The sequence below is a fragment of the Citrobacter cronae genome, from assembly GCF_016893685.1.
GTDB lineage: Bacteria > Pseudomonadota > Gammaproteobacteria > Enterobacterales > Enterobacteriaceae > Citrobacter > Citrobacter werkmanii.
Genome location: NZ_CP069763.1, coordinates 11,423 through 37,665 on the forward strand (window position 1 = coordinate 11,423; position 26,243 = coordinate 37,665).

The 26,243-nt window shown below is 47.6% G+C and carries 21 protein-coding genes and 1 pseudogene; 9 read left to right on the forward strand and 13 right to left on the reverse strand.

Annotation, left to right across the window (positions count from 1 at the left end; all coding sequences use genetic code 11):
* A pseudogene (locus JSN25_RS00025) lies at positions 1-680 on the reverse strand (IS3 family transposase); the annotation flags it as partial.
* A 52-nt stretch (positions 681-732) separates the two neighbouring features.
* Between JSN25_RS00025 and JSN25_RS00030 the strand changes: the two are divergent.
* Entirely contained in the window at positions 733-1,185 is a 453-nt protein-coding gene (locus tag JSN25_RS00030; protein ID WP_204525708.1) for an NUDIX hydrolase, read from the forward strand.
* Positions 1,186-1,314: 129 nt separating this feature from the next.
* On the opposite strand, the gene JSN25_RS00035 is transcribed toward JSN25_RS00030, so the two are convergent.
* From JSN25_RS00035 to JSN25_RS00045, 3 genes are all read right to left on the reverse strand, one after another.
* On the reverse strand, positions 1,315-1,887 hold the full coding sequence (locus JSN25_RS00035; protein ID WP_137351676.1) for a TetR/AcrR family transcriptional regulator: 573 nt from the start codon (positions 1,885-1,887) through the stop codon (positions 1,315-1,317).
* Between the two features lie 88 nt (positions 1,888-1,975).
* Positions 1,976-2,839, reverse strand: coding sequence for an arginase family protein (locus tag JSN25_RS00040; RefSeq protein ID WP_069324614.1), 864 nt, complete (start codon positions 2,837-2,839; stop codon positions 1,976-1,978).
* 245 nt (positions 2,840-3,084) lie between these two features.
* Positions 3,085-3,312: a DUF1272 domain-containing protein gene (locus tag JSN25_RS00045; protein ID WP_087856195.1), complete on the reverse strand. Its 228-nt coding sequence runs from the start codon at positions 3,310-3,312 to the stop codon at positions 3,085-3,087.
* Positions 3,313-3,750: 438 nt separating this feature from the next.
* On the opposite strand from JSN25_RS00045, the gene JSN25_RS00050 reads away from it, so the two are divergent.
* The 4 genes from JSN25_RS00050 to JSN25_RS00065 all read left to right on the forward strand — a co-directional run bounded on the left by JSN25_RS00050 (position 3,751) and on the right by JSN25_RS00065 (position 9,603).
* Positions 3,751-4,107, forward strand: a complete 357-nt coding sequence (locus JSN25_RS00050) for a hypothetical protein (protein ID WP_038632820.1) — start codon at positions 3,751-3,753, stop codon at positions 4,105-4,107.
* A gap of 348 nt (positions 4,108-4,455) precedes the next feature.
* Entirely contained in the window at positions 4,456-5,022 is a 567-nt protein-coding gene (locus JSN25_RS00055) for a Slp family lipoprotein (RefSeq protein ID WP_204525354.1), read from the forward strand.
* A gap of 278 nt (positions 5,023-5,300) precedes the next feature.
* A complete protein-coding gene (locus tag JSN25_RS00060) occupies positions 5,301-6,458 on the forward strand; it encodes an efflux RND transporter periplasmic adaptor subunit (RefSeq protein WP_204525355.1) in 1,158 nt (385 codons plus the stop codon).
* A gap of 28 nt (positions 6,459-6,486) precedes the next feature.
* Positions 6,487-9,603 carry an efflux RND transporter permease subunit gene (locus tag JSN25_RS00065; protein ID WP_204525356.1) on the forward strand — a complete coding sequence of 1,039 codons (3,117 nt, stop codon included), beginning with the start codon at positions 6,487-6,489 and terminating at the stop codon, positions 9,601-9,603.
* Between the two features lie 213 nt (positions 9,604-9,816).
* Here the strand turns inward: JSN25_RS00065 and JSN25_RS00070 are convergent, their stop codons facing one another.
* On the reverse strand, positions 9,817-10,164 hold the full coding sequence (locus JSN25_RS00070) for an HdeA/HdeB family chaperone (RefSeq protein ID WP_204525709.1): 348 nt from the start codon (positions 10,162-10,164) through the stop codon (positions 9,817-9,819).
* Positions 10,164-10,760, reverse strand: a complete 597-nt coding sequence (locus tag JSN25_RS00075) for a DUF308 domain-containing protein (protein ID WP_204525357.1) — start codon at positions 10,758-10,760, stop codon at positions 10,164-10,166. Before JSN25_RS00075 ends, JSN25_RS00070 begins: the two co-directional genes overlap by 1 nt.
* A gap of 281 nt (positions 10,761-11,041) precedes the next feature.
* Here JSN25_RS00075 and JSN25_RS00080 point away from each other — a divergent pair, with 281 nt between their 5' ends.
* Positions 11,042-11,671: a YfdX family protein gene (locus JSN25_RS00080; protein ID WP_121529445.1), complete on the forward strand. Its 630-nt coding sequence runs from the start codon at positions 11,042-11,044 to the stop codon at positions 11,669-11,671.
* Positions 11,672-11,747: 76 nt separating this feature from the next.
* Here the strand turns inward: JSN25_RS00080 and JSN25_RS00085 are convergent, their stop codons facing one another.
* The 6 genes from JSN25_RS00085 to dpaL all read right to left on the reverse strand — a co-directional run bounded on the left by JSN25_RS00085 (position 11,748) and on the right by dpaL (position 21,484).
* The gene (locus JSN25_RS00085) at positions 11,748-14,990 is read right to left on the reverse strand and encodes a response regulator (protein ID WP_204525358.1); all 3,243 of its coding nucleotides are present in this window, start codon (positions 14,988-14,990) and stop codon (positions 11,748-11,750) included.
* Positions 14,991-14,994: 4 nt separating this feature from the next.
* Entirely contained in the window at positions 14,995-15,609 is a 615-nt protein-coding gene (evgA, locus tag JSN25_RS00090; protein ID WP_038632843.1) for an acid-sensing system DNA-binding response regulator EvgA, read from the reverse strand.
* 418 nt (positions 15,610-16,027) lie between these two features.
* On the reverse strand, positions 16,028-17,314 hold the full coding sequence (locus JSN25_RS00095) for an MFS transporter (protein WP_042313230.1): 1,287 nt from the start codon (positions 17,312-17,314) through the stop codon (positions 16,028-16,030).
* A gap of 78 nt (positions 17,315-17,392) precedes the next feature.
* Positions 17,393-18,985: an N-acyl-D-amino-acid deacylase family protein gene (locus JSN25_RS00100; RefSeq protein ID WP_199952237.1), complete on the reverse strand. Its 1,593-nt coding sequence runs from the start codon at positions 18,983-18,985 to the stop codon at positions 17,393-17,395.
* A 67-nt stretch (positions 18,986-19,052) separates the two neighbouring features.
* Complete coding sequence (locus tag JSN25_RS00105; RefSeq protein ID WP_038632852.1) at positions 19,053-20,237, reverse strand: YgeY family selenium metabolism-linked hydrolase; 1,185 nt, start codon at positions 20,235-20,237, stop codon at positions 19,053-19,055.
* Between the two features lie 32 nt (positions 20,238-20,269).
* Positions 20,270-21,484: a diaminopropionate ammonia-lyase gene (gene dpaL, locus JSN25_RS00110; RefSeq protein ID WP_038642834.1), complete on the reverse strand. Its 1,215-nt coding sequence runs from the start codon at positions 21,482-21,484 to the stop codon at positions 20,270-20,272.
* Between the two features lie 380 nt (positions 21,485-21,864).
* Here dpaL and JSN25_RS00115 point away from each other — a divergent pair, with 380 nt between their 5' ends.
* A complete protein-coding gene (locus tag JSN25_RS00115; protein WP_085048901.1) occupies positions 21,865-23,613 on the forward strand; it encodes a sigma-54 interaction domain-containing protein in 1,749 nt (582 codons plus the stop codon).
* Between the two features lie 80 nt (positions 23,614-23,693).
* Here JSN25_RS00115 and JSN25_RS00120 read toward each other — a convergent pair whose 3' ends face one another.
* Positions 23,694-24,194 (reverse strand): anti-virulence regulator CigR family protein, encoded by a 501-nt coding sequence (locus tag JSN25_RS00120; protein ID WP_038632857.1) that lies wholly within the window; start codon positions 24,192-24,194, stop codon positions 23,694-23,696.
* Between the two features lie 328 nt (positions 24,195-24,522).
* Between JSN25_RS00120 and JSN25_RS00125 the strand changes: the two genes are divergently transcribed.
* Together JSN25_RS00125 and JSN25_RS00130 are read left to right on the forward strand one after the other, a co-directional pair.
* Positions 24,523-25,158 carry a carbonic anhydrase gene (locus tag JSN25_RS00125; RefSeq protein ID WP_038632863.1) on the forward strand — a complete coding sequence of 212 codons (636 nt, stop codon included), beginning with the start codon at positions 24,523-24,525 and terminating at the stop codon, positions 25,156-25,158.
* 222 nt (positions 25,159-25,380) lie between these two features.
* A partial coding sequence (locus JSN25_RS00130) for a glucosamine inositolphosphorylceramide transferase family protein (protein WP_204525359.1) occupies positions 25,381-26,243 on the forward strand: 863 nt, incomplete at its 3' end.

A 26,243-nucleotide genomic window follows, 5' to 3' on the forward strand; every position in this document is an offset into this window, starting at 1 on the left:
GTAGGTTATGTCCGTTACCCAACTCTCATCCGGAGCATCCGGATTGAACTGTCGCTGGAGCCTGTTGGGCGACACGATACTGGCCTCGCCTTTACGTGCCCGCGGGCTCCGGTATCCGACCTGAGCCTTTATCCCGACACGTTTCATCAGTCGCCAGACTCTGTTCACTCCGCACTGTTGCCCGCTGTCCCGCAGATCCAAATGGATCTTGCGATAACCATAAACGCAACCGGACTCCAGCCAGAACTGTTTGATCTGTCCCGTCAGTCTCAGATCTACCTGGTGGCGCTGAGAATACGGTTGCTGAAGCCAGGCGTAAAAACCACTGGGATGAACATCCAGCACCCGACAGAGCAGGCGAACAGGCCAGCAACAGGTGTTGTCACGGATAAAGGCGTACCTCAGTCGGACAGCTTTGCGAAGTACGCCGCGGCTTTTTTTAATATGTCCCGTTCGTCAGTAACCCGCTTCAACTCCTTCTGGAGTCGGCGGATCTCGGCCTGAGCATCTGACTGTTCTTTATTAGTGGATGAGTCCGGACCGTACTTCTTTATCCAGGCGTAAAGGCTGTGGGTGGTGATATCGAGACGTGTTGCAACGCTGGCAACAGAATAACCGCGATCAACAACCTGTTTGACTGCTTCAATTTTAAACTCTTCGGGATAACGCTTACCGCTCATGGGCACCTCTCTTTAAGTCATCTTAAATGACTCTGAGGTGTCTGTTAAACCCGTGGCGATTCATCCATCCTCTCGATTGATAGTCCTTTCACCTGAAAATCACGTTCTGCTCTTTAGGTTCTGCCATAAAGATGATGCTCTGGATGGAAAAACTTACTGGGCAACGCCAGGGGGAGGAGTTGAGCACAACGAGTCTTTTGAGCAGGCGGCGTTACGTGAATTATTTGAAGAAACGGGCCTGACAAGAAAAACGGCGGGACCACAAATCGCCTCCAGAACCTTTCCTATGATGTTGCCAGGTGGTGAGAACGTTCTTGCTGAAGAACGTTTCTTTATTATTACTGCAGATAAATCAGATATTGACCGCTCAGGTTGGAGTAATAACGAAAAAGAAGTCATTCGCGAGCACTACTGGTGGAGCTTAGAAGAGCTCAGACAAACTAATGAAATCATCTTCCCACTCGATTTGATAATTAACATACTCGAAGGTTCCCCCTGCACTTAACTCTCTGAAACGGCTTAGATGTCCACTTCTGACACGAAGTGGACAAGTTACCTGAGCTGAAGGTCCGCTATGAGCGAGAAGCGGACATTTGCGATTCCCTGGCAAGCGCGTTAACTAACGCTGTTAGTATTATTTCAATAATTTTGCCATCAACTCAAAAAACATAGGCAGGTCGCGGCTGAAAGAGAAGGATGCGTTTATAGCCTTACGCGCGATTAAACCGTCAATAAAGGCAAAAAGAATAATCGTGACTTCCTCAAGGCTAATGTCCCGACGAAACTCTCCCGCTGCAATTCCGTCTACGATAATTCCCGCAATACTTTGCCGCATGATGGTATCACTGGATATATACGTTTTCTGCAATTCAGGGTTCCGCGCAGACTCCGCCATGATTTCAACCCACAGTTGATGCGTAACTGGGTAACCTACATCGCTTATGCACGATGTAACCTGCGCGCAAAGGCGCTCGAAATAAGTACCGTTAGACGGAGCATTGTGAGCGGTCAACGCTGAATTCTGCTCTTCAAGAACGATTGCCTTGATGAGGTCATCCTTGCTTTTGAAATACGTGTACATCGCTCCCTGGCTGATCCCTGCCCGGTTAGAAATTTCACGCACGCTTGTCGCACTAAAGCCTTTTTCTGCAAAACAGGTAGCGGCAGCGGTAATCAGCTTATGGTAGGTTTCGGTTTTCTTTAACATGTTGACTATTATGTTTAATCCAGGGCCCAGACTTTAGCGCGCTTTTTATCCTGGAGCCAGTATTGAACTCTGACCCCAGAATCAGACCTTACTTCATAAGCGGCAATGCATTGAGCATGTTCTTCAGATTCAGCATATCCCAGGGTAAATGTTCAGCAAGTGTAAGGCCGACAGGTTCCGCTTTTGAGGTTGCCTGATCTACCAGATTTAGAACATCTGCAATAGATAGTTTACCTTCGGCGACATCACCAAAGTCATGTTCTCCTCTGCCAGGCCTGGCGAAAAGAACCGAACGGAAAAGTGACGGATCGAGAACGTCCAGATCAATGTGTATTGCCAGATGTTCAATATTTTCTCTCTCTACCCATTCCGCGACATCTTTCGCGTCGTTTTTAACCTTTTCAGGACCTATTGTCTCAATGCGATGACTAGCCAGATACTCAGCTTCATAAGGCAGCGGATCGTGGATACCTGCAATCATTATTTTTGAAGGGTTGAGTCTGGTGGATACATGAGCAACTAAATCTTTATCACCTGTCCCAATTAGCGCGCCAAGAACATGGGCATGGGCGTTTGGATATTGTTTGGAAGTCTGCACATCAGGATGAGAGTCAATCCAGAGCACCCCCAGTTTATCACCGTATTTATTGAGCAGATGGGCAAAAGGAGCCAGTGATACCAGGCAATCGCCACCAAAAACGACGATTGAATCAGGATCATATTTCTTAATCAGAGCGCCTGCATCGGTAAGCTGACTGATAATTTGAGGTTTGGCTGTGATGCCGTCCACTTCGGCCTGTGGCTCCGTTGTGGGCTCATCAACCGGAACAGACTCAAAAGGGCCATCTGATTCGGGGGAAAGATACGAGAGAAGAAGCGAGCCAAGATGATAGGCTGGATTATTGCCACCTTGCCATTGAGGGAATAAAAGTCTGAGCGTTTTACTGGTCATAATTAGCCTGTGCCTATTTATAAACGAAATGATTTGCGTGAAGTAATTACCCGCAAAATGAATGAACGTTCATTCATTTTTGATCAGTCGTTGATCCTTTGCAAGCAGGGCAGCACGTTTAGTAAATTAAAAAAGGGAAAGAATCTTTGCAGTCTGATTTCAACCAAAATCCGCTTCTGGCGCTAAGCTGACGACCAACAGGATCATGGGCCGTGACAAGCAACGAGCGAACATAGTTTACATCTCTACTGTTTATAGTAACGCTGAGTGGATGCTGGGTGCCGCAGGAGGGATGCTTCGGGGCGTATTGGACGTCGCACCAACTCCCCACCGCAGTTCGGGCACTGGCCATTAAGTCGTTGGGTCACGCAATCTACGCAAAATGTGCATTCGAATGAACAGATGTAGGCCCCTTTTGATTCAGGTGGCAGATCTTTATCACAGCATTCGCAATTAGGACGGAGTTCAAGCATAGTGCTCTCTTATTGTTAAAGGCACATCATTGGACATACCAAAAGCCCTCTATCGGTATCACTTTTGCGATAAACGACGTTATTGTTTATGCCCGTATTAAATAAGCATGGTCTACAGGCCGGAAAAATCAAGAGAGTGAATTATTTGATAGAAACGCTCACCTTGGGAAACGAACGACCAGCCTATAACGCCCCATCAATCACATAAAAATCAAATAGATAACACTTTTCATATCAACGTTATCACTACGCTTTTTGCACCTTTCCTTTCGCGCAAAAAACAAAACCCGCAACAAAAATAACCGTATTAATTGCTCGCAGCTGCACTAAATGGATAAATAACGTTATCAGCACTTACAGTTTTTTCCTAAAGTCAGCGCTTCGTTTGTATGCCATGCTTCATTACGCTAATAACTTATAACGCTAAGCGAGGATATTATGAAAAAGACAATTATCGCATTATCTGCCATTCTGCTGGCTTCTCCTGTTATTGCCGCAACAACACACGCAACCGATAATGATGTAGCCGCCGCGCACGAAAACGCGAATACTGCAAAAGAAAAACTGCATCAGGCGCAGAATCAGGGTGAAGAGCAAAAATTAAAAGCAAAACATGCTGCTGAAGGTAAGCAAGATGACCTGAGCAGCAAAGTGAGTGAAGGTTCACAAAAAGCCTGGAATGATACCAAAGAAGGTACAGAAAAAGGCTGGAATGCAACAAAAGAAGGTGCAGAGAAAGGCTGGAATAAGACCAAAGAAGGTGCAGCCTCCGTTGAGAAAAAAATCAGCGAATAATCCTCCAGCCATTCAATAATAAAAAGCCGCGAAAGCGGCTTTTTATTAGTAGCATGATCCATTCTGCACAGCGTTGACACGTTCCTGACTTAAATCCGCAGAATGTGATGATGACAGCGTTCAAACGGACCCAACATGATGCCATGATCGTCACCGGATGATAACCTTGTGGCGCCATCACCATCACGGTTGTAGACTGTCATACACTCATCCAGCGCCCCGCTAAAATACTGTCTGTTATTACCATAAGCTACAATTATATTAATTTTAGATAATCAGCCTCGCGCCTGCTGACAATAATGAGTAAAGGTTTACTATAGACCTGTCTTTTTTTAGCAGGAAAGTAAAATGAAAAAAACAAAAGGGTTGCTGATTATTGCCCTTGCTTTCACTCTGGCATCATGTGCTTCAATTCCTGAAAATATCAAAGGTAATAATCAACCAGATATACAAAAAAACTTTATCTCCGTGCATAACCAACCGGGGTTATATACAGGCCAGCAGGCCCGATTTGGGGGTAAAGTCATCAATGTAATTAACACCAAAACGGATACGTTACTGGAAATCGCCGTTCTGCCGCTGAACAACGACGCTAAACCACAAATAGACGCCAGCTATCAGGGCCGTATTATTGCCCAACAGAAAGGTTTTCTCGACCCGGTAAACTACAGAAACCACTTCGTGACTATTTTAGGGACAATTCAAGGGGATGAACAAGGATTCATCAACAAAATCCCGTACAACTTTGTTAAAGTTGATTTACAAGGTATTCAGGTTTGGCATTTAACTGAGTCCGTCAACACGACCTATAATATGTGGGATTACGGTTATGGCGCGTTCTGGCCAGGACCGATGTGGGGAATGCCCTACTCCGCAAATACCGTAACCGAGGTTACTCCAGAGCTAGTGAAATAATCTCTGTAGTACGATGACGCGAATAGACTCCGGAGCCGAGTGTTTGCCAACACGCTTTCTAATCACTCCGCGTTTTGCTTATTGCGTCATCGTGCTCCATGCGATCCTTCGCTAAATATTCATTGTTTCTGTTACATATAATTTTAACCGCTAAATTTTAGTGCGGAAATGGGCGTTACTCTTCTCATGCCTGACCATCTTCTGTTATTTACCGATAACTCCCCCACCCTGCATGCCATAAAAAAACATTTGTGCTTACGAATTCTTCAGGGATTACTATGAACAGAAAATGCTTACTGTTGATACCACTATTTTTTAGCAGCGTCATTATTACCGCCTGCGATAATAAACCTGCAGTAAAAACCACTACGATGGAACCCGAGGTCGGCGTTGTGACCTTAGCGCCTTCCTCCGTGAATATTAAAAGTGAACTTCCTGGCCGCGCGGTTTCATTTGAGATCGCCGAAATCCGCCCTCAGGTTGGTGGGATCATCATCAAACGTAATTTTATTGAAGGTGACAAAGTCAGCAAAGGAGAGTCACTGTATCAAATTGATCCCGCCCCGTTGCAGGCCAGGCTGGATGCAGCCAGAGGCGCACTGGCAAAGGCGCAGGCGACGGCCAATAATGTGCGACTGACATTAAATCGGCAGTCAGCATTAATAAAATCCAATTACGTCAGCCGCCAGGACTACGACACGACGCGCTCACAGCTTAATGAAGCAGAGGCCAATGTCGCCGTCGCCAAAGCGGATCTTGAGCAGGCCACCATCAACCTTCGTTACGCCAATGTCACCTCGCCGATTGAGGGTATCAGCGGTAAATCCTCCGTAACCGTGGGCGCGCTGGTCACCGCGAATCAGGGAAACGCGCTGGTTACCGTGCAAAGACTGGATCCAATTTATGTTGATTTAACGCAGTCAGTACAAGACTTCTTACGCCTGAAAGAAGAAAAAGCCAGTGGGAAGATTGCCCAGCAAAAGGGCAAAATTCCGGTTGAACTGATGCTGGAAAATGGCAAGCCCTATCGCTATACCGGCACGCTTGAGTTTTCCGATCCAGCCGTCGATGAGACTACCGGTTCCGTGACCTTACGCGCCGTATTCCCCAATCCGCAGGGTGAAATTTTACCCGGAATGTACGTCACTGCATTGCTGGATGAGGGCAACCAACAAAATGTTTTAATGGTCCCACAGCAAGGGATTACGCATAACGCACAGGGAAAGGCCACTGCGTTAATCCTCGATCAAGAAAACGTGGTGCAACTGCGCGAAATAAACGCGGTGAAGGCTGTAGGCAATCAATGGTTGGTGACTACAGGATTACATCCCGGCGATCGGGTCATTGTGTCCGGATTACAAAGAATCCGTCCGGGAATCAAAGCCAGAATCCTCGCTGCAAAACCAAACACACCTGACACGGTAACTAAACAGTAATATTTCAGGTATTAAGGACACTTTCTTCATGGCTAACTTTTTTATTGAGCGCCCGGTTTTCGCCTGGGTGCTCGCTATTATCATGATGTTTACCGGCGGTATCGCGATAATGAACTTGCCCATCGCGCAATATCCGCAAATTGCTCCCCCTACCATTACCATTAGCGCAGCCTACCCCGGTGCAGACGCCAAGACCGTTGAAGACTCGGTGACTCAGGTGATTGAACAGAATATGAACGGGCTTGATGGCCTGATGTATATGTCATCCACCAGCGATGCGGCCGGTAATGCGTCGATTATCCTGACCTTTAAAACGGGAACCTCACCTGATATAGCGCAGGTTCAGGTACAGAATAAGCTACAGCTGGCGATGCCTTCCTTGCCACAGGAAGTCCAGCAGCAAGGGATCAGCGTTGATAAATCCAGCAGCAATATCTTAATGGTTGCGGGTTTTATCTCTGATAATAACAGTCTGAGCCAATATGATATTGCTGACTATGTGGCGTCGAATATTAAAGACCCACTGAGCCGCACCCCCGGGGTCGGGAGCGTACAGTTATTCGGTTCGCAATACGCCATGCGTATCTGGCTGGATCCGCAAAAGCTCGACAAATATAACCTTACGCCGCAGGACGTTATTACCCAGCTCAAAGTACAGAATAACCAGATATCGGGCGGACAGCTGGGAGGAATGCCGCAATCAGCCGACCAGCAGTTAAATGCGTCGATCATTGTTCAGACACGCCTGCAAACTACCGATGAATTTGGCAAGATCTTCCTTAAGGTTCAGCAGGATGGCTCCCAGGTTCTGCTGCGGGATGTCGCTCGTATTGAGCTGGGTGCGGAAAATTATGCAACGGTGGCACGTTACAACGGAAAACCCGCCGCCGGGATTGCAATTAAACTTGCCGCTGGCGCCAATGCCCTTGAAACATCCCAGGCCGTTAAACAAGAGCTGAACAGGTTATCAGCCTGGTTTCCGGCCAGCATGAAAATCGTTTATCCCTATGACACTACCCCCTTTATCGAGATTTCAATTCAGGGTGTGTTTCATACATTGATCGAGGCAATCATCCTGGTATTCCTCGTCATGTACCTGTTTTTGCAAAGTTTCCGCGCGACGCTTATCCCCACTATCGCGGTTCCGGTTGTTATTCTCGGAACCTTTGCGATACTCGACGTCGCCGGTTTTTCGATCAATACGCTCACGATGTTTGGCATGGTGCTGGCAATAGGACTGCTAGTTGATGATGCCATCGTGGTGGTTGAGAACGTAGAACGTATTATTGCCGAAGAGCATTTGTCACCCAAAGCGGCGACGCATAAAGCGATGGGGCAGCTCCAGAGAGCGCTGGTTGGTATTGCCGTCGTTTTATCCGCCGTGTTTATGCCAATGGCATTTATGAGCGGGGCTACGGGTGAAATTTTCCGTCAGTTTTCCATCACCTTAATTTCCTCCATGCTGCTGTCGGTATTTGTGGCGATGAGCCTGACGCCCGCACTCTGCGCTATGCTGTTGAAATCCCACGAGGGAGAAAAAGAAAACACCCATTTTCTGTTTACCCGTTTCAATCACTTCATGGAGAAATGCACCCATCACTACACTGACAGCACCCGTAGGCTATTACGTTGCACCGGCCGCTATATGGTAGTCTATTTAGTGATTGGCGCTGGCATGATGGTGCTGTTTCTCCGTACTCCCACCTCCTTTTTGCCTGAAGAAGATCAGGGCGTTTTCATGACCACGGCACAATTACCTTCCGGTTCAACGATGGTAAATACCAGCAAAGTGCTTGGGGAAATAACGGATTACTATCTGACAAAAGAACAGAAAAATGTTGCGTCTGTTTTTACCGTTGGCGGATTTGGCTTCAGCGGACAGGGGCAAAATAACGGTCTGGCATTTATCAGCCTGAAACCGTGGTCAGAACGCGTTGGCGAAGAAAACTCGGTTACCGCCATCATTCGACGGGCAATGATGGCCTTAAGCACCATTAATAATGCCGTCGTTTATCCGTTCAATTTACCCGCAGTCGCCGAATTGGGTACCGCTTCAGGTTTTGATATGGAGTTGCTGGATAACGGTAACCTTGGGCATGAAAAAATGATGCAGGCCCGCAACCAGCTCCTGGCTTTGGCCAGCCAGTCACCCGATGAAGTTAACGGGGTGCGCCCAAATGGGCTGGAAGATACGCCGATGTTTCGCATTCACGTCAACGCGACAAAAGCAGAGGCGATGGGTGTGGCATTGTCGGATATCAACCAGACCATCTCTACGGCGTTTGGTAGCCGCTACGTCAATGATTTCCTTAACCAGGGGCGCGTTAAAAAAGTGTATGTCCAGGCCGATACGCCGTTCCGTATGTTGCCGGACAATATCAACCACTGGTACGTACGTAACGCCTCCGGCGCGATGACGCCGCTTTCAGCCTACTCATCAACCGAATGGACCTACGGCTCTCCCCGTCTTGAACGCTACAACGGACAGCCTGCAATGGAAATTCTCGGCCAACCGGTCGCAGGGAAAAGCAGCGGCGATGCGATGAAATTTATGGCATCACTGATTAATAAACTGCCCGCGGGCGTCGGTTATGCCTGGACGGGGCTGTCGTATCAGGAGGCGCTGTCCACCCACCAGGCGCCAATGCTGTACGGCATTTCTCTGATCGTCGTATTTCTGGCGCTGGCGGCACTGTATGAAAGCTGGTCAATACCATTTTCCGTAATGCTGGTTGTACCAATTGGGGTGGTCGGTGCTTTGCTGGCGACCGATCTGCGTGGCCTGAGCAATGATGTTTACTTTCAGGTTGGCCTGCTCACCACCATGGGACTTTCAGCTAAAAACGCTATTCTGATCGTCGAGTTTGCTGTCGAGATTATGCAAAAAGAAGGAAAAACGCCGCTTGAAGCCGCGGTGGAAGCTGCGCAAATGCGTTTACGTCCTATTTTGATGACGTCATTGGCCTTCATTCTGGGGGTTATCCCACTGGCAATAAGTGACGGCGCTGGCTCTGGCGCGCAAAACGCCGTCGGTACGGGCGTTATCGGTGGAATGCTGGCCGCGACCGTGCTGGCGATCTACTTTGTTCCGGTCTTCTTTGTTCTTGTCGAAAACATGCTGGCGCGATTTAAAACCCGACATTGATTCCCTGCCCTTGTAAGTGCTTATCCCTGGGATCGGGTAATAAGATCCCAGGAATGGCGCTTCGCTTATCAGATCTACAGTAGTTAGCAGACACAGCTATCCAGCGAGTTTCCTCGTGGATAGCTGGGCGAGTTATTTTATTGTGAGGGGAAATGTGGGGGTGGGGACAGAGGTTGTCAATTCTAACTAAAGCCAGGCTATCGAAACGGTTAATCAGTAGTGCAGACCGGCCCCCTTCAGAGTTACGGTCAGTTCGCCTAATTTCGTATCCGGGTGTTGATGACACATGTTAATCATTTTCGGAACAGCGACAGTTTCCACCTCATGCAGCGGAACATAATCATCGCCTTTAAAGTCAGAGTTTTTATTAACGATCACAAAGGCAATTGCCGTCATGTATTGCCGACTCATATCAGCAAACTCTTTACAGGTCATATCTTGTGGCGCAGCTTCGGTTGCCTGAGTAGCAAACGCACAGCTCATCGGTGCCAAAACAGAGGTCATAATAACAACAGCTGAAACCATCATTTTAATATTCACGATACACTCCAGAGGCAGTATTAATGGTTATTGGCAAGTTTGTCTGTTGCTACCAACTTCGTATTCCTGCGCAGACTGATAAAAGCCAAAGAACTGAAGATCATCTCGACCCCAATAAAAATCGAGGTAAACACGTAAGACTTGTCGGGATCCATATTCAGCCATACGCCAGCAATAAGCAGATCTAAAATGCCGATAAAAATGTTCCAGCCATAGCCCGGACTGCGGAACATTTGAACTCCGGAAGCCACACGAAAAATACCGCCAAGAATAAACAAGCAGCAAAAAACCATAGCCAACGAATTCATGCCAATCACCGGGTTAACAAGGAAACAGTACCCCAGCAGTAACCATGCGATAGCAAAAAATGCATAGGTAAATTTGGCTTTCAACTTCTTCTTCCCGGCGCTAAACAGGCTATAAATAGAATAAAAACCGCACACCAGGAACATAAAACCTGTCGCATAGCTTAAATAAACGCCAGCAGCGATAGGATAGATTAAGCAGCAAATGCCACATACCAACAACAGCACCGCCATAATTGTTGCGTGTCTTTTATAATGAGAAAGTGTTTTTTCATTAAACGTTCTCAGGGCTTGCTGATTAAAAATGAACATACATCCTCCGTTACATGTAAACGTAATGTAACCTACTAATAAAAGAGTTAATACTCACACAATACATATCACTTACAATGAAATAATAAGACTTCAGATAAGGATGCGTATATAAGAAGAAAGGAATGTTGTTATCCGTTTAATCCTACACATGTCAGACGTCTGACACCTGTAAGATTAAGCGCTCATTATTCTATCCTGGCTCTGATTCCTCTCTTTAAACTTATTTAATATGATTATTGCGTTTGGTGAACAATACCAACTTTATTCAGGAGAACGTAATGAAAAAGATTATTCTTGCAGGTCTGCTTGCAACTATGATGGGCTCAGCTCCGGTAATGGCATCTGCCACTACTCCCACTGCGGCACAAACAGCCACAGCCAATGTACAAAAAGAAGCAGCCGATATTATGCAGGTCGCCGTAAAAGGTGCCAATGCGATGCGCGATATTCAACTGGCTCGTCTGGCTCTGTTTCACGGACAGCCTGACAGCGCAAAAAAATTAACCAATGACGCCGCTTCCCTGTTGGCAGGCGACAGCAGCGACTGGGCGAAATTTGTCAAAGCAGCGCCTAAGGCGAAGATGATTGACGATCAGTACGTAATTATTAACGCTACGATCGCATTATCAGAAGACTATATTGCTACGCCGGAAAAAGAATCTGCTATCAAAACCGCGAATGGCAAAATGGCCAAAGGTGACTGGAAAGGTGCAGTGGATACCTTGCAACTGGCTGGGATCAGCGTGCTTCAGACCCAATACCTGATGCCTTTGAATCAGACGCGTAAAGCCGTTGCCAGCGCCCAAAAACTGCTGTCCACGGGTAAATTTTATGAGGCTAACCTTGTGTTAAAAGGTGCTGAAGAAGGCATTGTTATTGATAGCGAAATGGTGGGTGCAGGCCAGTAATACTCTGTACTAACGAGTGATGAATCAAGACATTTCTCTCCGGATCGGGCTGCTACGGCTACCCGATCCGGGGGGATTAATGGCTCATCAGACTGTCGATCTCAATTTCAATTTCTCGCATGACAGCAACAATTTTCTGTAATGCCTGCTGCCGTACAGCCAGCGGAAGATCGTCATGTCGCATAGACTCAAAAGGTTCGCACAGCGTCTGAAGCGCGGTGATACCCAGAATTTGCGCCGAACCATGCAACCGATGAAGCGCCCGTAAAAACAGCTGCGGCTCATCTTGCGCAACGGCTTTCTCAGCCGCTTGTAAATCACTCAGCGTTGCTTCGCGGAATGTTTCGAGTATCTCGTTCATTAATACGCGATCGCCACCGGTATTTTCAGTCAGTACATTGAATTTTAAATGCCGGATTGCACAAGGTGACGCATAGCCCGTGTCGATTTTGCTCAGTTCATGCGTCAGCGTCTGGATTGACACCGGCTTAAACAGACACAAATTCATACCGTTTTGCAGACATCGATCGCGTGACTGCGGGAGCGCACTGGCCGTCAGCCCCCATATTTGCAAATGAGGTTGTTGACGACGTAGTGAAGCCGCGAGATCAAAACCGTCTTTCTTCGGCATATTCACGTCGGTTATCAACAGGTCGTATGATTTTTTGGCCAGTTTGGCTTCGGCTTCCTCGCCATCACAGGCCTCATCCACGCTGTAGCCAATGGTATTCAACTGGCGTTTAAGCAGCAGGCGATTAGTTGGGTTATCGTCTGCGATCAGAATCGACAGACACGGTAGCGGTAGCACAGCGCCAGGGGTATCCCCATCCGCTACTATCGACTGTCGGGCAGTTTCAACCGGCAGCGTAATCGTGAACGTGGTTCCCTGAGCCGGAATACTCCTCAGTTCCAGCGTACCGCCCATCAGCGTTACCAATTCTTTGCAGATAAATAACCCCAGACCAGACCCCGTTTGTTGACGTCCGCAACGCCCCTGAGCATAACGATGGAACAGTCCAGCCTGCTCTTCTTCGCTAATGCCACAACCGGTATCACTGATGGCGATTGTCAGGGTGCCGCGATTATCTGTGTCCGGAGTCAGTCGGGCCGTAACATGAATACTGCCCTGCGCCGTAAACTTCAGCGCATTTCCCAGCAGATTGGTGAGAATTTGCCGCAAAGCCTGCTGATCGACAAATACCCGCTCATTTACTGGCAACTGGCTGACGCAGGCAAGCGATATACCTTTCTGCCTCGCCAGGGCATCGAAAGAGTGGCACTGCAATTCAATAAGCTGCGAGAGATCGGTCCACTGGGGAACAACCTCATATTTTCCGGATTCAATCTTATCAACGTCAAGAATCTTACCAATCAGTCCCAGCAATGATTGGGCCGTCGCCCCGGTCAAAGCAATGGCCTCTTTGCGTTGTGCCGGACTGAGCTCAGAGCTTGAGAGTAATTCCACAAAACCAACAATCGAGCTTACCGGGGTACGTAACTCATGACTCATGCTCGCCAGAAAACGGCTTTTGGCTTTTGTGGCGGCAATCGCTTTATTCTTTTCAGTCTCCAGCTCTTGAGATAAAACCTCTTTGAGATGCAACTGTTCTTCCAGTAACCGCTGCGATTGCTTTCTTTTACGGACTTCACGGGAGAGTGATATCCCCCAGATCAGGCTAATAGCAATAAGTACCAGCGCAAATACCACCAGTTGATAGAACTGTTTGCTATATCGGCTCCAGATATCAACCTGGGTATTGGAAATCTTCGACCACTTCTCCGTCATTTGTAAAATTTCACGCGGAGGTATGGCTTGCAGGGCCTTATCAATGACAGACTTCAGCATCGGCTCATGAGAAGAAATAGCAAAACTCACCGATGCGCCTGGCATATCAGGAAGCCGGAAGAAGTGCATATTATTCTGGTAGTAATGATCGGTAATGAACTTTGCCGACAATTCGGTCGCGATTGCCGCATCAACGTCGCCCTCCTTGACCATAGCCATTGCAGCGCTACCGGTATCCGCATTCACCCAGGTCACCTGCGGATACTGTTGTTTGAGGCCACGTTCCAGAATATGTCCGGCAGGCAGAGCAATACGTATCGGTTTTCCCAGCAGCGAGTCGGCTGTTTCCTGGCGCGATGTGATAACCACGAATGCAACATTCATCAGCGGATCGCTCAATGCCGAATCGTCCTGGTTTTGGTTAGTCGGGGCGATCGTCGGATACATATCCCACTGCCCACCACTGATGAGTTTGGTCTGTTCACTTCTGGACGTGGCCAAAACAGGTTCAAAATTAAGACCCGTTTGCAGATGAATAATATTCAGCAAATCGCCAAGAATACCACGTAACTCGCCGCTGCTATCTACCAGCGTATAGGGTGGGTAATCCGGGTTGATCAAAATGCGGATAGTATGTTTATTCTTCAGCCATTCTTTTTCCTGATGACTGAAAGGAATGGGCGCATTCAGATAAGCAAGATTACCGCGATTTAACCAGTTCTGCATCACCTGCATATGGATTTCATTACTTATTGACGTAATAAAACCATCAAGAATATTTCTTAATAGCGGTTGATTTTCATTAACCACAAAATAATTATATTGTTCCTGCTTATCAAAATAATGCGTAATAACCAGGGATTGCGAGAAATACCGCGAGATACAATGACTAGTGGTAATATTGTTACCAATATAATATTGGTTATCATCGTTCACCACCGACGCCATTGCCTGATACTCGTCGTCATAAAATGAGACTTTAGCATCAGGAAAAGCGTCCTGGATAACGTTAAGAAAAGGGCAATCCCGCACACAGGCGACGCTGACCTTATGGTTCGTCATCAGCGGTAGCATCGTGTTTTTTAATGACGTCACAAGCGTCGGCCACGTTGTGAGTAATGCCGATGTGCGCAGTAAATGCCCGCCGACATCCTGCCGCCGGGAAAGCTGGGTTATCAACGTATCAACATCATTACTGGCGAGTGCGGCAAGCGCCTGCTGCTCGTTATCGTATTGCTTTATAACAATTTTTACATTGAGACTTTTTTGCATTAGCGCAAGGTAGTCCGCGTTAACGCCCCGATAATTTTCCCCGCTGTTTTGATAGACAATAGGTGAGACTTCCGGTAACCAGGTGCCAACCACTAATGTTTTTTTATGCGCCAACCAGTTTGTTTCTTCCCTGTTTAAGCTGATATTTTGCACCGCAGTATTATAGTTACTTTTTAGTTCAACCTGGCGCGCTGAACTCACATCCGTAGATAATCCGATGGTAAATATGACCATCAAAAAAATAAATAAGCGTTCCAGCATTACTCTACCCTATTTTATTTCTTTGCGCGTAATCATAAATTTCCATTAATGAAGAACAATCTAATTTTTCCATTAAACGACTTTTATAAGTACTGACCGTTTTATTACTGATATTCATTTTACTGGCAATCGTACTGTAATCCATACCATTAAGGATATAACGCAACACTCTCATTTCCTGTGTTGATAACGTATCAAGTTTATCCTGTTCGCTGGCCGATGAACCAGTAAAGTGTTCAAGGGAGAAAGGGAAATAACTATAACCATTTTTGGCGGCTTCGATGGCGGCAAGAATATTATTCATGCCTTCTTTTTTACTCACAAATCCGTTAGCACCGTATTCAGCACTACGTTTACCATAAAAATATTCATTTTTTGCTGAAATGATAATGATCACACCAGCATAGTGCCGCTTGCGTAATTGTTCCAGCACCTCGATGCCACTGATACCAGGAATATCCACATCAATAATTAGCAGTTCAGGTTTGTTTTTTTCAACCACCTGTACGACTTGCTCGCCACTGTCGAGTTCAGTGGTCACAGTGATACCATTAGTATCGAGTAAGTTGCGAATGGCAATGCGGGCCAAAGGGTGATCATCAACGATTATCGCGTTCATTGCGTATAAGAATCCCGATAAATAAAGAGAGGCGATGGCTATAGTGCAGGTGAGTCTTCAATATTACTGATTTATAAGTGCAAGACCCAGGACGCAAATTCTAACATAGTCACGTGTATATTTTATGATTTTTTCATAATCAAGATGAATAAATCATAAAAATAACATTCAGATTTACAAGAATTAAACCTTGAGCCTTTCTGTAGATCAAATCATTAACACATTATAGAGGGAATATTCCTACACATGTAGGACTGGTCTTTCATTTATTATGCTTAATTCTTAATAAGGAGAGGAATAGAATTGCAGTGGTAACTGTACATCTGGCGGGAAATTCAGTTATTGCGTGTTATTAAACGTTGATGCCCGTCAATCCCTGTGGCTCTGAAACAGCAGAGCCACAGGAGACAGACATTAATCAAGCCTGACTGGGTAATGCTCCAACCGCGCGCGAGTTTTTCACGGTCAGCGTAACGACGGCAGAACATAACAGTGCGGCAATCATAAAGATAAAGGCGCTGTTATAGCTTCCTGCGCTGCTTTGGATCAGCCAGCCGATGATAGGTGCAGAAACAACGCCCGCCATCTGACCGCCAAAGTTAACGATCCCCGACGCCCGTCCCATAATGTTGCTGGGGATGGTATCCATCAAAATTCCCCAGAACGTCGCCATAGCGAAGAACATGAACAGGGCTGAAATACACTGATAAACCACCGCCATATCTGCGCTGCTCACGCTGAAGGTCAGGTACAGGAAGCCTGCGGCAATGACTGAGGTTACGACGTACAACGTTTTACGCATCGGTTTGAATTTATCTGAACAGTATCCGCCTAACAATGTGCCTCCTGCGCCAAACAGAAAGGGAATTGCCGCCATTACGCCGGTCTTGGCCAGAGAAAATTCACGTACGGTGATCAGATAACTGGGCAACCAGGTTGAAAATCCCCAGAAGGTGATATCAAACAAAAACCAGATACTTGCCATTTGCCAGAGCACCGGCATTTTGAGTACGTCTTTAAACGCGATAGCGCTGGTATTTTGCAGCCCACCCTGATCGTCAACGGCCAGTTCCGCCAGATCCTGCTGCGTAATGGCGGGGTGATCTTTCGGGTTGTCACGCGTAAATAAGTAGATCCCTGCGGCAATAAACAGTCCAGGAATACCCAGCACGATAAAAACCATATGCCAGCCAAAAGCCCCAATAATGCTGGCTGCGACCACAACCGCCAGCGCCGGGCCTAAGGTGTTCACCGTTGATTGAATCGCCGTCGCGCGCCCGCGCTCTTTCGACGGGAAATAGGTCGAAATCATCTTCCAGGAGGCCGACGGGAAGCACCCTTCGCCGATACCAAAGAAGAAGCGCACTGCCAGCATTAGCGGTAGCGTCAGCACAGCGCCGGTTAAGCTGGTGAAAACAGACCACCAGGCAATACCAATAGCCATGATTTTACGCGAGCCAAACTTATCCGCCAGTAAACCACCGGGAATTTGAAACGCGGCATAACCAATAAAAAAGGCGCTAATAATTAAACCTTGTTGGGTGGTATCCAGATTTAAATCTTTGCCGATATAAGGGAGCGAAACGCTCATGACCATTCTGTCGAGAAAAGAGAGGAGCCACGCCAGCCAGATCAATGTCAGGACGGTATATCTTGCTTTCCAGGTCTTTGGTTTACCTGAAGGTAAAGATGTTTGTAGGTTCATTGTGATGTCCTTAGGGTGTAGTGATCTACCGCGGCCATAAATAGTCGCGATAGATCAATGCGTGTTTAGCGTTATTTATTAATATTGTTTTCTTATAACCGTACCGCTACAGGCATAACTTTCCGTGCCATTAATTAAGGCAATGCGCCCATTAACCATGACAATTTCAATCCCTTGCGGATACTGATTAGGTTCAACAAACGTGCCCCTATCAGCGATAGTGTTCGGATCGAACATCACAATATCCGCCGCGTAACCCACCTTCAGCAGCCCGCGATCCTGCAGGCCCAGCACCTCAGCAGGTTTACCCGTCATTTTGCGAATTGCCGCTTCCCAGCTCAGACATCCCTCTTCACGCACGTATTTACCGAGCACACGTGGGAATGCGCCGAACACGCGAGGGTGCGGTTTTCCGGCCCCCATTAAACCGTCGGTACAAACGTTTTGCTCTGGCCGACAGAGAAACTTAATCACATGCTCTTCAGTGCCGTAGAAGTCGACCATTCCGACGGCGTTTTCTTCTTCATAAAGCAGGTCGAAGGTGGCGTTGTAGGGGTCTTTCCCGCGCAATTCACCCAACTGGACGAGGTTCAGACCAACGGCATCCTGATTTTTGGCCGTTTTCACGCTGGTAACAAAAATCTGGTCCAGACCGGCAAAATCGATAAAGTTATCCCAGCCAGGGATGCCCTGCTGAATATCCTCGATCATTTTGGCGCGCAGTTCAGGTGAGGCCAGGCGTTCCAGTAATTTGTCTGTTCCACCGGAGTGGACCCATGGCGGCAGGATCACGCCGAGCATCGTGCTGCCCGCCACATAGGGATACTGGTCGAAAGAGATGCGGATCCCCTCTTCCTGCGCCTGCTCCAGCATCCCCAGCATTTGGTCGATCAGTCCCCAGTTTTTCTTTCCGCAAACCTTCATATGTGAAATATGTAGCCAGACGCCTGTGGCTTTGGCGATATCAATCAGCTCCTGCGTTGAGTTGATAATATCGTCAGCTTCACTGCGCTGATGTACCACAAAGATCCCGTTATATTTCGCCGTGACCTTGCACAGTTCAATCATTTCGGCAGTATCGCCAAAGGCGCAAGGCATATAGATAAGCCCGGTGGAAAGACCAAACGCGCCCGCTTTTAATTCCCGCTCAAGAACTTCGCACATCTTCGCCACATCTTCACGGGTCGAAGGCCGCCCATCCAGCCCCATCGCCTCCATGCGCACGTTGCCATGCGGAACTAAATAGGCAAGGTTTGTCGCCGGATGTCGTGATGCCAACAGATTGAGATAACCGTCCGTATTTTTATATTTCCAGTCTATTTTGTCGGTATCGCCGTCCAGTCCGGCGATATTTTTACGCCACGCCGGAATATATTCTTCCGGCAACGGTGCTAACGCGACGCCATCCTGCCCCAGCAATTCAGTGGTAATTCCCTGGCGAATTTTTGCCGACAGCGCGGGGTTAATAATCGCCGACAGGTCAGAGTGCGTATGGGTATCAATAAAGCCAGGACAAATAATTTTTCCCGTGGCATCAATAACCTGTTCATTGACGCCAACGTCTATTTGACCGATTGCGACAATACGTCCGTCATCAACGACCACATCGGCAATTCTGCCTTCACTGCCCGTCCCATCGATCACATTTCCGTTTTTGAAAATGGTTTTCATCATTATTCTCCATTGCGGCGGCGCTGCGCGGCACCGCCTGTAAGGTAAGAGGATTTTTATCGTTCTTTTATTGGCGATAGAGTGTCTGGATGATGCTGTAATAGCCGCTGGCCGAACCGGTTAACTGATCGATCTCGATATACTCATCAATGGTGTGCGCCAGATTTTCACGCGAAGGTCCGAAGCCGATAGTTTTAATTCCCGCTTCGCCCGCATAGTGACTACCGTTGGTGCAAAATGAGTATTGCGTGATGGTCGGATTAAACCCGGCCTCGCGGACGCCAGCCAGAGCGGCTTGCACGAATTCGTCCGACTCGTCATACACCCAGCCCGGGAAGAAGCGCTCCCCCTCAATGGTGGCACCGGTATAGCAAGACTCCTGGCCCACAGCGTAGGAGACACGGGCCTTAAACTGCGGATCCTGCGTGATGAATTCTGCCAGGACATTTTCCAGCGGGGCAATGACGCTTTCTTTGGTTTCGCCCACCAGCAAACGGCGATCGTAGGTTGCGCGGCAGTAATCCGGCACGACCGAGGCACCCGGGTACGGCGAAGATTTAATGTCGGTCAGTTCGAGAATGCCAGGCCCGAGTACTGGGTGCGTTGGCGGGGTAATGGTGCGAATTTTGTCGATCAATTGCGCCATTTTATACACCGCATTAATCCCTGCCTGCGGGTTGGCGGAGTGCGCAGGTTTACCAAACGTTTCAACCACAATTTCAGCACGTCCACGCTGGCCAATTTTCAGGTTTAGCTCGGAAGCTTCACCGATGATTACGTAGTCTGGCTTATAGCGCTCGCTGACCAGACGAGCGGCAATGCCTTCAAAGCACTCTTCATGCACGATACAGGCAACGTAGATTTTCCCGGCGAAATTACGCTGGTTGTCCTGGCCGAAAAAACCCACGGCAGAGATCATTGCCGCCACGGCGCCTTTCATATCGGTCGTACCGCGACCATAAATCTTGCCATCTTCGATATCACCGCCGTACGGGTTGCGGGTCCACTTCTCTTCGTTCACCGGTACAGTATCAATATGTCCATCAAGGACCAGCGTTTTCCCTGGCTGATTACCCACGATACCGCCAACAATGTTGCCGTACTTATCAACATGGATGTCATCGAACTGGTAATGCTGCATCATTGTTTTTATGGCATTAACCACTTCCCCTTCCTGACCGGAATAACTTTTTTGTTGGATTAGCGCCTGACAGTTTTTAATCACTTCTTCAATACGGTTTGCAGATAACATGGGTTTCTCCGTTCTTATTCTCAATCAGGAAATTATTTGTTGATGCCCGGGTACTGACCGCCCCAGACAATATCCAGATACTGTTGTGGGTCAGTGTCACCCTCAGTACTTATCAACAACACGCGGGAATGCTCATCCAGTCCCAGTTGCGTACGCGTTTGCGCCAGTTCAGGCGAGGACATCAGCAGTGACAGCAGGCCGGTCGTCACCGCCCCGGACTCACCAGAAACGATCTGTGGATCGCCTGCCAGCGGATTACCCAACATGCGCATGCCAAGCGCCGCAACCTCATCCGGGCAGGAGGCAAATGCAGTGGCATAATCACGCAACAGCTTCCAACCAATGCTATTTGCCTCACCGCAGGCGAGACCAGCCATCACGGTTTGCAAATCTCCGCCCACCGCTATGGCATCACCCTCTTTCGAGCGGGCGGAGCGGTAGAGACAATCGGCAATTAACGCCTCGGCGACGATCACTTTCGGGCGATTTTCTCCCCATGCCGCCGTCACCATTCCCTGAACCATGCCGGCAAACGAGCCAACGCCTGCCTGAACAAAAATATGCGTCGGCGCAACCTGATGCAGCTGGTCGATCGCCTCCAGCATCAGCGTGCCGTAACCCTGCATAATCCACTGCGGGATCTTTTCATACCCTTCCCAGGCGGTATCCTGCACCACTATCCAGCCATGCTTTTCCGCCTGTTCCGCGGTCATGCGAACCGCATCGTCATAGTTCATATCGACGATTTCGGCGGTAGCGCCTTCGTTACGGATCGACGTCAGACGTTGCTGTGAAGAACCTTTTGGCATGTAAACCACGGCATTTTGCTTCAACTGTCGCGCCATCCAGGCAACGCCACGACCGTGATTGCCATCGGTGGTGGTAGCAAACGTAACGGTTTGCAGATCGCGGCGCACCTCTTCGCTGGTCATCACATCAAACGGTAATTCGCTGATATCTTTACCGACTAATTCAGCGATATGGCACGCCATCGCATAGGAACCGCCCAGCGCTTTAAAGGCTTTCAGGCCAAAACGCTGCGACTCATCTTTGAGGTAGATATTTTTTACGCCCAGTTTTTGTGAAAGTGCCGGCAGCGTATACAACGGCGTTGGGGAATATCCCGGAATAGACCGATGAAAATTCAACGCTTTGACCAACTCCTGGCGGCTAAACGGAGCCAACGGCGCGTTCGGATGTTCGGTAAACGGTGTCTGGTTGATAAAAAATGATAAGTTTTCCTGCATCATAAAACCTCATTGTGCTGGTAATCCATTCCCTGCAATTGATGTCATACAGAGATATTTCCGCTATCGGTAATGCCAATAGAGCAAAATGCTTACCAGCTTTTTATTAATTGAGTAAAATCTTATGAATAATTTAATAAACACTTAAATTTCAATTAAATAGACAGAATTCAAGATTTGCAGCCAAAAATATCATCGCGTTAGTTTATCGTTTCATTTTGATAAATTCTCACAATTGATAAATAGTGTGATCGCGGAAGATAAAATAAAAAAAACATACTAAAACAGAGCGGTAGATTGATTTTTCGCAAATCATTTTTGGATTAGTTCGCCTATTTATCATTTTCCATGAGAAATGCGATACGCGCCGGAGAAGTAGCATGATTTCAGTACTCAGCAATATTCAGGATGATATATGCAATTATGCCGATGCTATTTCTGGCATCACCGGAACGGATGTTGAGATCATTGATGAATCTTTAATGCGCATCGCTGGCACCGGTAAATACCGGCATATGCTCAATGAAAACGTGGCAAAAAATGGCTACATCTACCGCCACGTTTTGCAGGTGCGGGAAACGGTGCTGATCAAAAATCCTGGCGAACATCCACTGTGTCAGTTATGTGAAAAACACCACTATTGTTCTGAAATGCTGGATTTGAACGCACCAATTTTTCTCAACAATCGCGTCATTGGGGTGATCGGGATTATTTGCTCAACCCAGGCGCAGCGCGACACCCTCCTGAGCCAGATTGAGAAATTTGTTACTTTCATTGAGCAAATAGCCGTGATGATCTCCAGTAAGGTTTTTGAATGTCTGGAACGTTTACGCGCGCAAGAAAGGCTGGGCGCATTTCGCCGTCTGATCGATGCCATGGACCGCGGCGTCGTGGCAATCGATGGTGATGGTCTTGTCTGGCATGCCAACCATTCAGCCGATCGCATTCTCAATCGCGAGGTTCAGGGATTACCGTTGACCATTGAAACAACCGGGGACAGTTTGTATGGCGATGAGGAGGCCTGGCTGACGCTCGAAGGTCAGAAATACCATGTACTGTGCAAGCAAATTTCGCTCTCGTCTTTGGATAACGATCGCTTAACCATGATTATCTTTCGTGACGCGCACGACTACCTGAGTACCCTTCTTCCATCGTCTTATGAGGCCGACACCCAGGTGCGGTTGATTGGTCACTCCCCCTTGATGGAACAGCTCAGAAGCACCATCGGTAAAATCGCCAACAGCTATGCCAGTGTGCTTATTACCGGCGAAAGTGGCTCAGGAAAAGAGGTCGTGGCATTTGCCATTCACCAGAGCAGCCCCCGTAAAGCCGCCCCCTTCGTAACAATCAACTGTGCTGCCATTCCCGAACAGTTGCTGGAAAGCGAACTGTTTGGTTATGTGCGCGGCGCATTCAGCGGGGCCGACCCCAAAGGCCGCGTGGGAAAATTTGAACTGGCCAACGGCGGCAGTCTGTTTCTGGATGAGATCGGCGATATGCCGCTTCATCTGCAGGCTAAGCTGCTCAGGGTTCTGCAGGAAAAAGCGATCACCCGCGTCGGGTCTAACAACACCATCAATATTGATGTACGAATTATTGCCGCGACTAACAAAAACATTAACGCGATGGTGGAGAGTAATCAGTTTCGCGAAGATCTTTTCTATCGCCTGAACGTGGTCCCTTTGGTTCTTCCCTCGTTGCGCGAACGGCGGGCAGATATTGCGGTCCTCGCGCAATATTTTGCCGATGAGTTTTCGGTCAGTTATCAGCGACCATCACAAAAACTTCCCGATGACGTCATCAACCGCCTCTACGCCTGGCACTGGCCTGGCAACATTCGTGAATTACGTAACGTTATCGAATATATTTTCGTGATGCGCGGGGAAGCCGCTGGAATCAACGCCAGCCATCTGCCTCCTTACCTGCTCACCGCAGCTGACAGCAGAAAAACGTCGATGACAGCCCAGCCTCAGCAGCTTGCTAATAAGGGAAAACAAGCGGAAAGGGAGGCCATAGAAAATGTCATCCAGCGTTTTGGCGCAAGCGTGGAGGGGAAAAAACAGGCAGCGACCGAACTGGGGATCAGCATTGCCACGCTTTATCGAAAAATAAAGCTGTACGGGTTATGAAGCTGACCTTACTTAACGAAAAAGCCCGCGTAATGCGGGCGTCCAGCAGGCACAACAGAACCAATTAATTCCGTGGCGAATCAATCAAACACGCCATTAATAACGGCAGTGACAATCGCCGTGCTCAGTGCAATCAACACCAGATTGTCGCCAACGACCTGCCATTCATAACCAGGATAATACGGCAGTTGATTCAACATAGAAGGTGGGACGCTTTTTTTAGCGATCCCCGGAGGAAGCGGTTTTCCTCGCGCCAGATTTTTGGCAATGCCTGGCGGCAGTGATTTATACCCCGTCAAACCATATCTGACAGCATACTGCCTGGCCACGTTATAGCTGATGTCGCTATCCACATGATCCGGCTTGCCATAATTTTTACGCTGTTCTGTATGTGCATTATTTTTTTGGCCGGCGTTTCCTTTCTGGCTGTTACCACTATTACCCTTGTTTCCGCTATTACCATGGTTGCCACTATTACCATTGCCGTTACCGTTACCGGGGTTTGCGAATACAGGGGTGGCGCACATCGTCATCGCGGCAACGGCGACTAAAGCCGTTGCTAAAGTACGGAGTCTGGACATGATGATTCCTTGAGGTGTGGATACATATAAAAATGTAAGGTATTCCATGATGACTGGCTATCGCTATAACTCCGATTTATTGGCAAAAAAAGCGATGTCATTTTGCCAGGCGTAGGCTTGCGAATGTCCCCATTTGCAGTCTACCCCCGCCATCTGTTAACTCAGAACGGCAGAACGCATATCACATTTCACCCTCGCTACGGTGGAGAAAAATTAGTCAAAAATGTTGCGAAACTGCTATAAACTCTTTCGCTTCTGTCGGCTGGTGTTAAACTGGAAAGTGTGATCTTCATCATAACCTGCTCAAACAGAGAAAAGAGACACTGCTATGCAACATATCATTGAGGGCTTCCTCAACTTCCAAAAAGAGATTTTCCCTCAACGTAAGGAACTCTTCCGCAGCCTGGCATCCAGCCAGAATCCAAAAGCGCTTTTCATCTCCTGTTCCGATAGCCGTCTGGTGCCAGAACTGGTGACTCAGCAAGAGCCCGGGCAGTTGTTCGTTATCCGCAACGCCGGCAATATCGTCCCCTCTTTCGGACCGGAACCCGGTGGTGTCTCCGCCACCATCGAATATGCGGTAGTCGCACTCGGTGTGACGGATATTGTCATCTGTGGCCATTCCAATTGTGGCGCGATGAAAGCCATTGCTGATAGCCAGCCCCTCGATCCAATGCCCGCAGTGGCGCACTGGCTGCACTATGCCGATGCAGCTAAGGCCGTGGTCGAGAAGAAAACCTGGGATAATCCCATCGATAAAGTTAACGCCATGGTGGAAGAGAACGTTATCGCTCAGTTGAACAATATTAAAACGCACCCTTCCGTTGCTGTTGGACTGCGAAATAATGCGCTGCGTCTGCATGGCTGGGTGTATGACATCGAAAGCGGTGAAATTCGTACCCTGGATAAAAACAGCAAAACCTACGTTTCCCTTGCTGACAATCCGCAGGTGCATTTCGAGTAAACCCTCCACTGGAGCAAGGATGCTCTGGATAATTATTTCCTACTTTTGTGCTATAGACAAAAAACACACCCGGACCTAATTTTTAAAAATAGCCTTTGATGTTTCTGCATTAGTTTTCGCGCATTCATTCAACATTACGACAGATATCATGTACGCAGCAGCAAATTAGCTGTTCGTATGAGATTTTTGTTAAGATGCAGGTAATTAAAGGAGTAGGCGCGAATGCAAACGAAAATAAAAAAAATAATTAAAACATTTTTCTATCATGAGTCGTGGGACATCATGATTCTAAAGGATCATGGCTCACACTTATTCCCCGATAACACTCTGGAAATACTGAGTAAAACTACTGCCCAGCAGTTAAAAAAGAAATATACGTTTCAGGCCGACCCTTTTATTGTTGAAAAGGCCGATAAACTGTATGTTTTTTATGAAGCCTTTAGCTTTCGAAATTCGAAAGGTGCGCTAAGATGCCGCGTCCTGGATCGTGAACTGACTGAAATCGATGATGTTAAACTTGAGGGCTTTGACGACTTAAAATGTCATTTGTCATTCCCTTTCCTGATTCATATCAACGATCAGCTTTTCATGATCCCTGAGTCTTCAGAAAGAAAAGAAGTCATACTGTTTCAGTCGGTAGAATTCCCGGCTCGCTGGAAGAAAATCAAAGTCTTAATATCGGATACTGAATTAACAGATAATGTGTTTCTCACAATTAATGAAACCTGCTATCTTTTATCCACCACAATGGATAATGAAATCATTATTCACTCTGCTGAGAATATCTTTGGGGAGTGGCAGCGGATTGCCCCCTCACTGAAGGTGAGCAACCATCACCACCGGGGAGCCGGCGCGCCTTACCTTGTCGATAACAAAATGTACTTCCTCACCCAGGAGTGCACACCTGAAACCTACGGAAAATCCATCTACATCAAAGAATTAGTTACATTGAACGATACTGTTTTCGATGAAAGCCTGATCGAGAAAATCAATTCCTCGATCAACCACAGTGATGGTGTCCATACACTAAACTTCTCAAATAACTATATTGTTTATGACTCAAAAATAAACAAGTTCAGTTTGTT

What these genes read in the sequence shown, in the direction of transcription:
- JSN25_RS00100 (WP_199952237.1), bottom strand. Translation starts at nt 18,985, where the DNA reads ATGAAAACCATTTTCAAAAACGGAAATGTGATCGATGGGACGGGCAGT.
- JSN25_RS00055 (WP_204525354.1), top strand. Translation starts at nt 4,456, where the DNA reads ATGAAAAAAACAAAAGGGTTGCTGATTATTGCCCTTGCTTTCACTCTG.
- JSN25_RS00075 (WP_204525357.1), bottom strand. Translation starts at nt 10,760, where the DNA reads ATGTTCATTTTTAATCAGCAAGCCCTGAGAACGTTTAATGAAAAAACA.
- JSN25_RS00105 (WP_038632852.1), bottom strand. Translation starts at nt 20,237, where the DNA reads ATGTTATCTGCAAACCGTATTGAAGAAGTGATTAAAAACTGTCAGGCG.
- evgA (WP_038632843.1), bottom strand. Translation starts at nt 15,609, where the DNA reads ATGAACGCGATAATCGTTGATGATCACCCTTTGGCCCGCATTGCCATT.
- JSN25_RS00120 (WP_038632857.1), bottom strand. Translation starts at nt 24,194, where the DNA reads ATGTCCAGACTCCGTACTTTAGCAACGGCTTTAGTCGCCGTTGCCGCG.
- JSN25_RS00040 (WP_069324614.1), bottom strand. Translation starts at nt 2,839, where the DNA reads ATGACCAGTAAAACGCTCAGACTTTTATTCCCTCAATGGCAAGGTGGC.
- JSN25_RS00045 (WP_087856195.1), bottom strand. Translation starts at nt 3,312, where the DNA reads ATGCTTGAACTCCGTCCTAATTGCGAATGCTGTGATAAAGATCTGCCA.
- JSN25_RS00080 (WP_121529445.1), top strand. Translation starts at nt 11,042, where the DNA reads ATGAAAAAGATTATTCTTGCAGGTCTGCTTGCAACTATGATGGGCTCA.
- JSN25_RS00095 (WP_042313230.1), bottom strand. Translation starts at nt 17,314, where the DNA reads ATGAACCTACAAACATCTTTACCTTCAGGTAAACCAAAGACCTGGAAA.
- JSN25_RS00085 (WP_204525358.1), bottom strand. Translation starts at nt 14,990, where the DNA reads ATGCTGGAACGCTTATTTATTTTTTTGATGGTCATATTTACCATCGGA.
- JSN25_RS00115 (WP_085048901.1), top strand. Translation starts at nt 21,865, where the DNA reads ATGATTTCAGTACTCAGCAATATTCAGGATGATATATGCAATTATGCC.
- JSN25_RS00125 (WP_038632863.1), top strand. Translation starts at nt 24,523, where the DNA reads ATGCAACATATCATTGAGGGCTTCCTCAACTTCCAAAAAGAGATTTTC.
- JSN25_RS00050 (WP_038632820.1), top strand. Translation starts at nt 3,751, where the DNA reads ATGAAAAAGACAATTATCGCATTATCTGCCATTCTGCTGGCTTCTCCT.
- JSN25_RS00065 (WP_204525356.1), top strand. Translation starts at nt 6,487, where the DNA reads ATGGCTAACTTTTTTATTGAGCGCCCGGTTTTCGCCTGGGTGCTCGCT.
- dpaL (WP_038642834.1), bottom strand. Translation starts at nt 21,484, where the DNA reads ATGCAGGAAAACTTATCATTTTTTATCAACCAGACACCGTTTACCGAA.
- JSN25_RS00035 (WP_137351676.1), bottom strand. Translation starts at nt 1,887, where the DNA reads ATGTTAAAGAAAACCGAAACCTACCATAAGCTGATTACCGCTGCCGCT.
- JSN25_RS00060 (WP_204525355.1), top strand. Translation starts at nt 5,301, where the DNA reads ATGAACAGAAAATGCTTACTGTTGATACCACTATTTTTTAGCAGCGTC.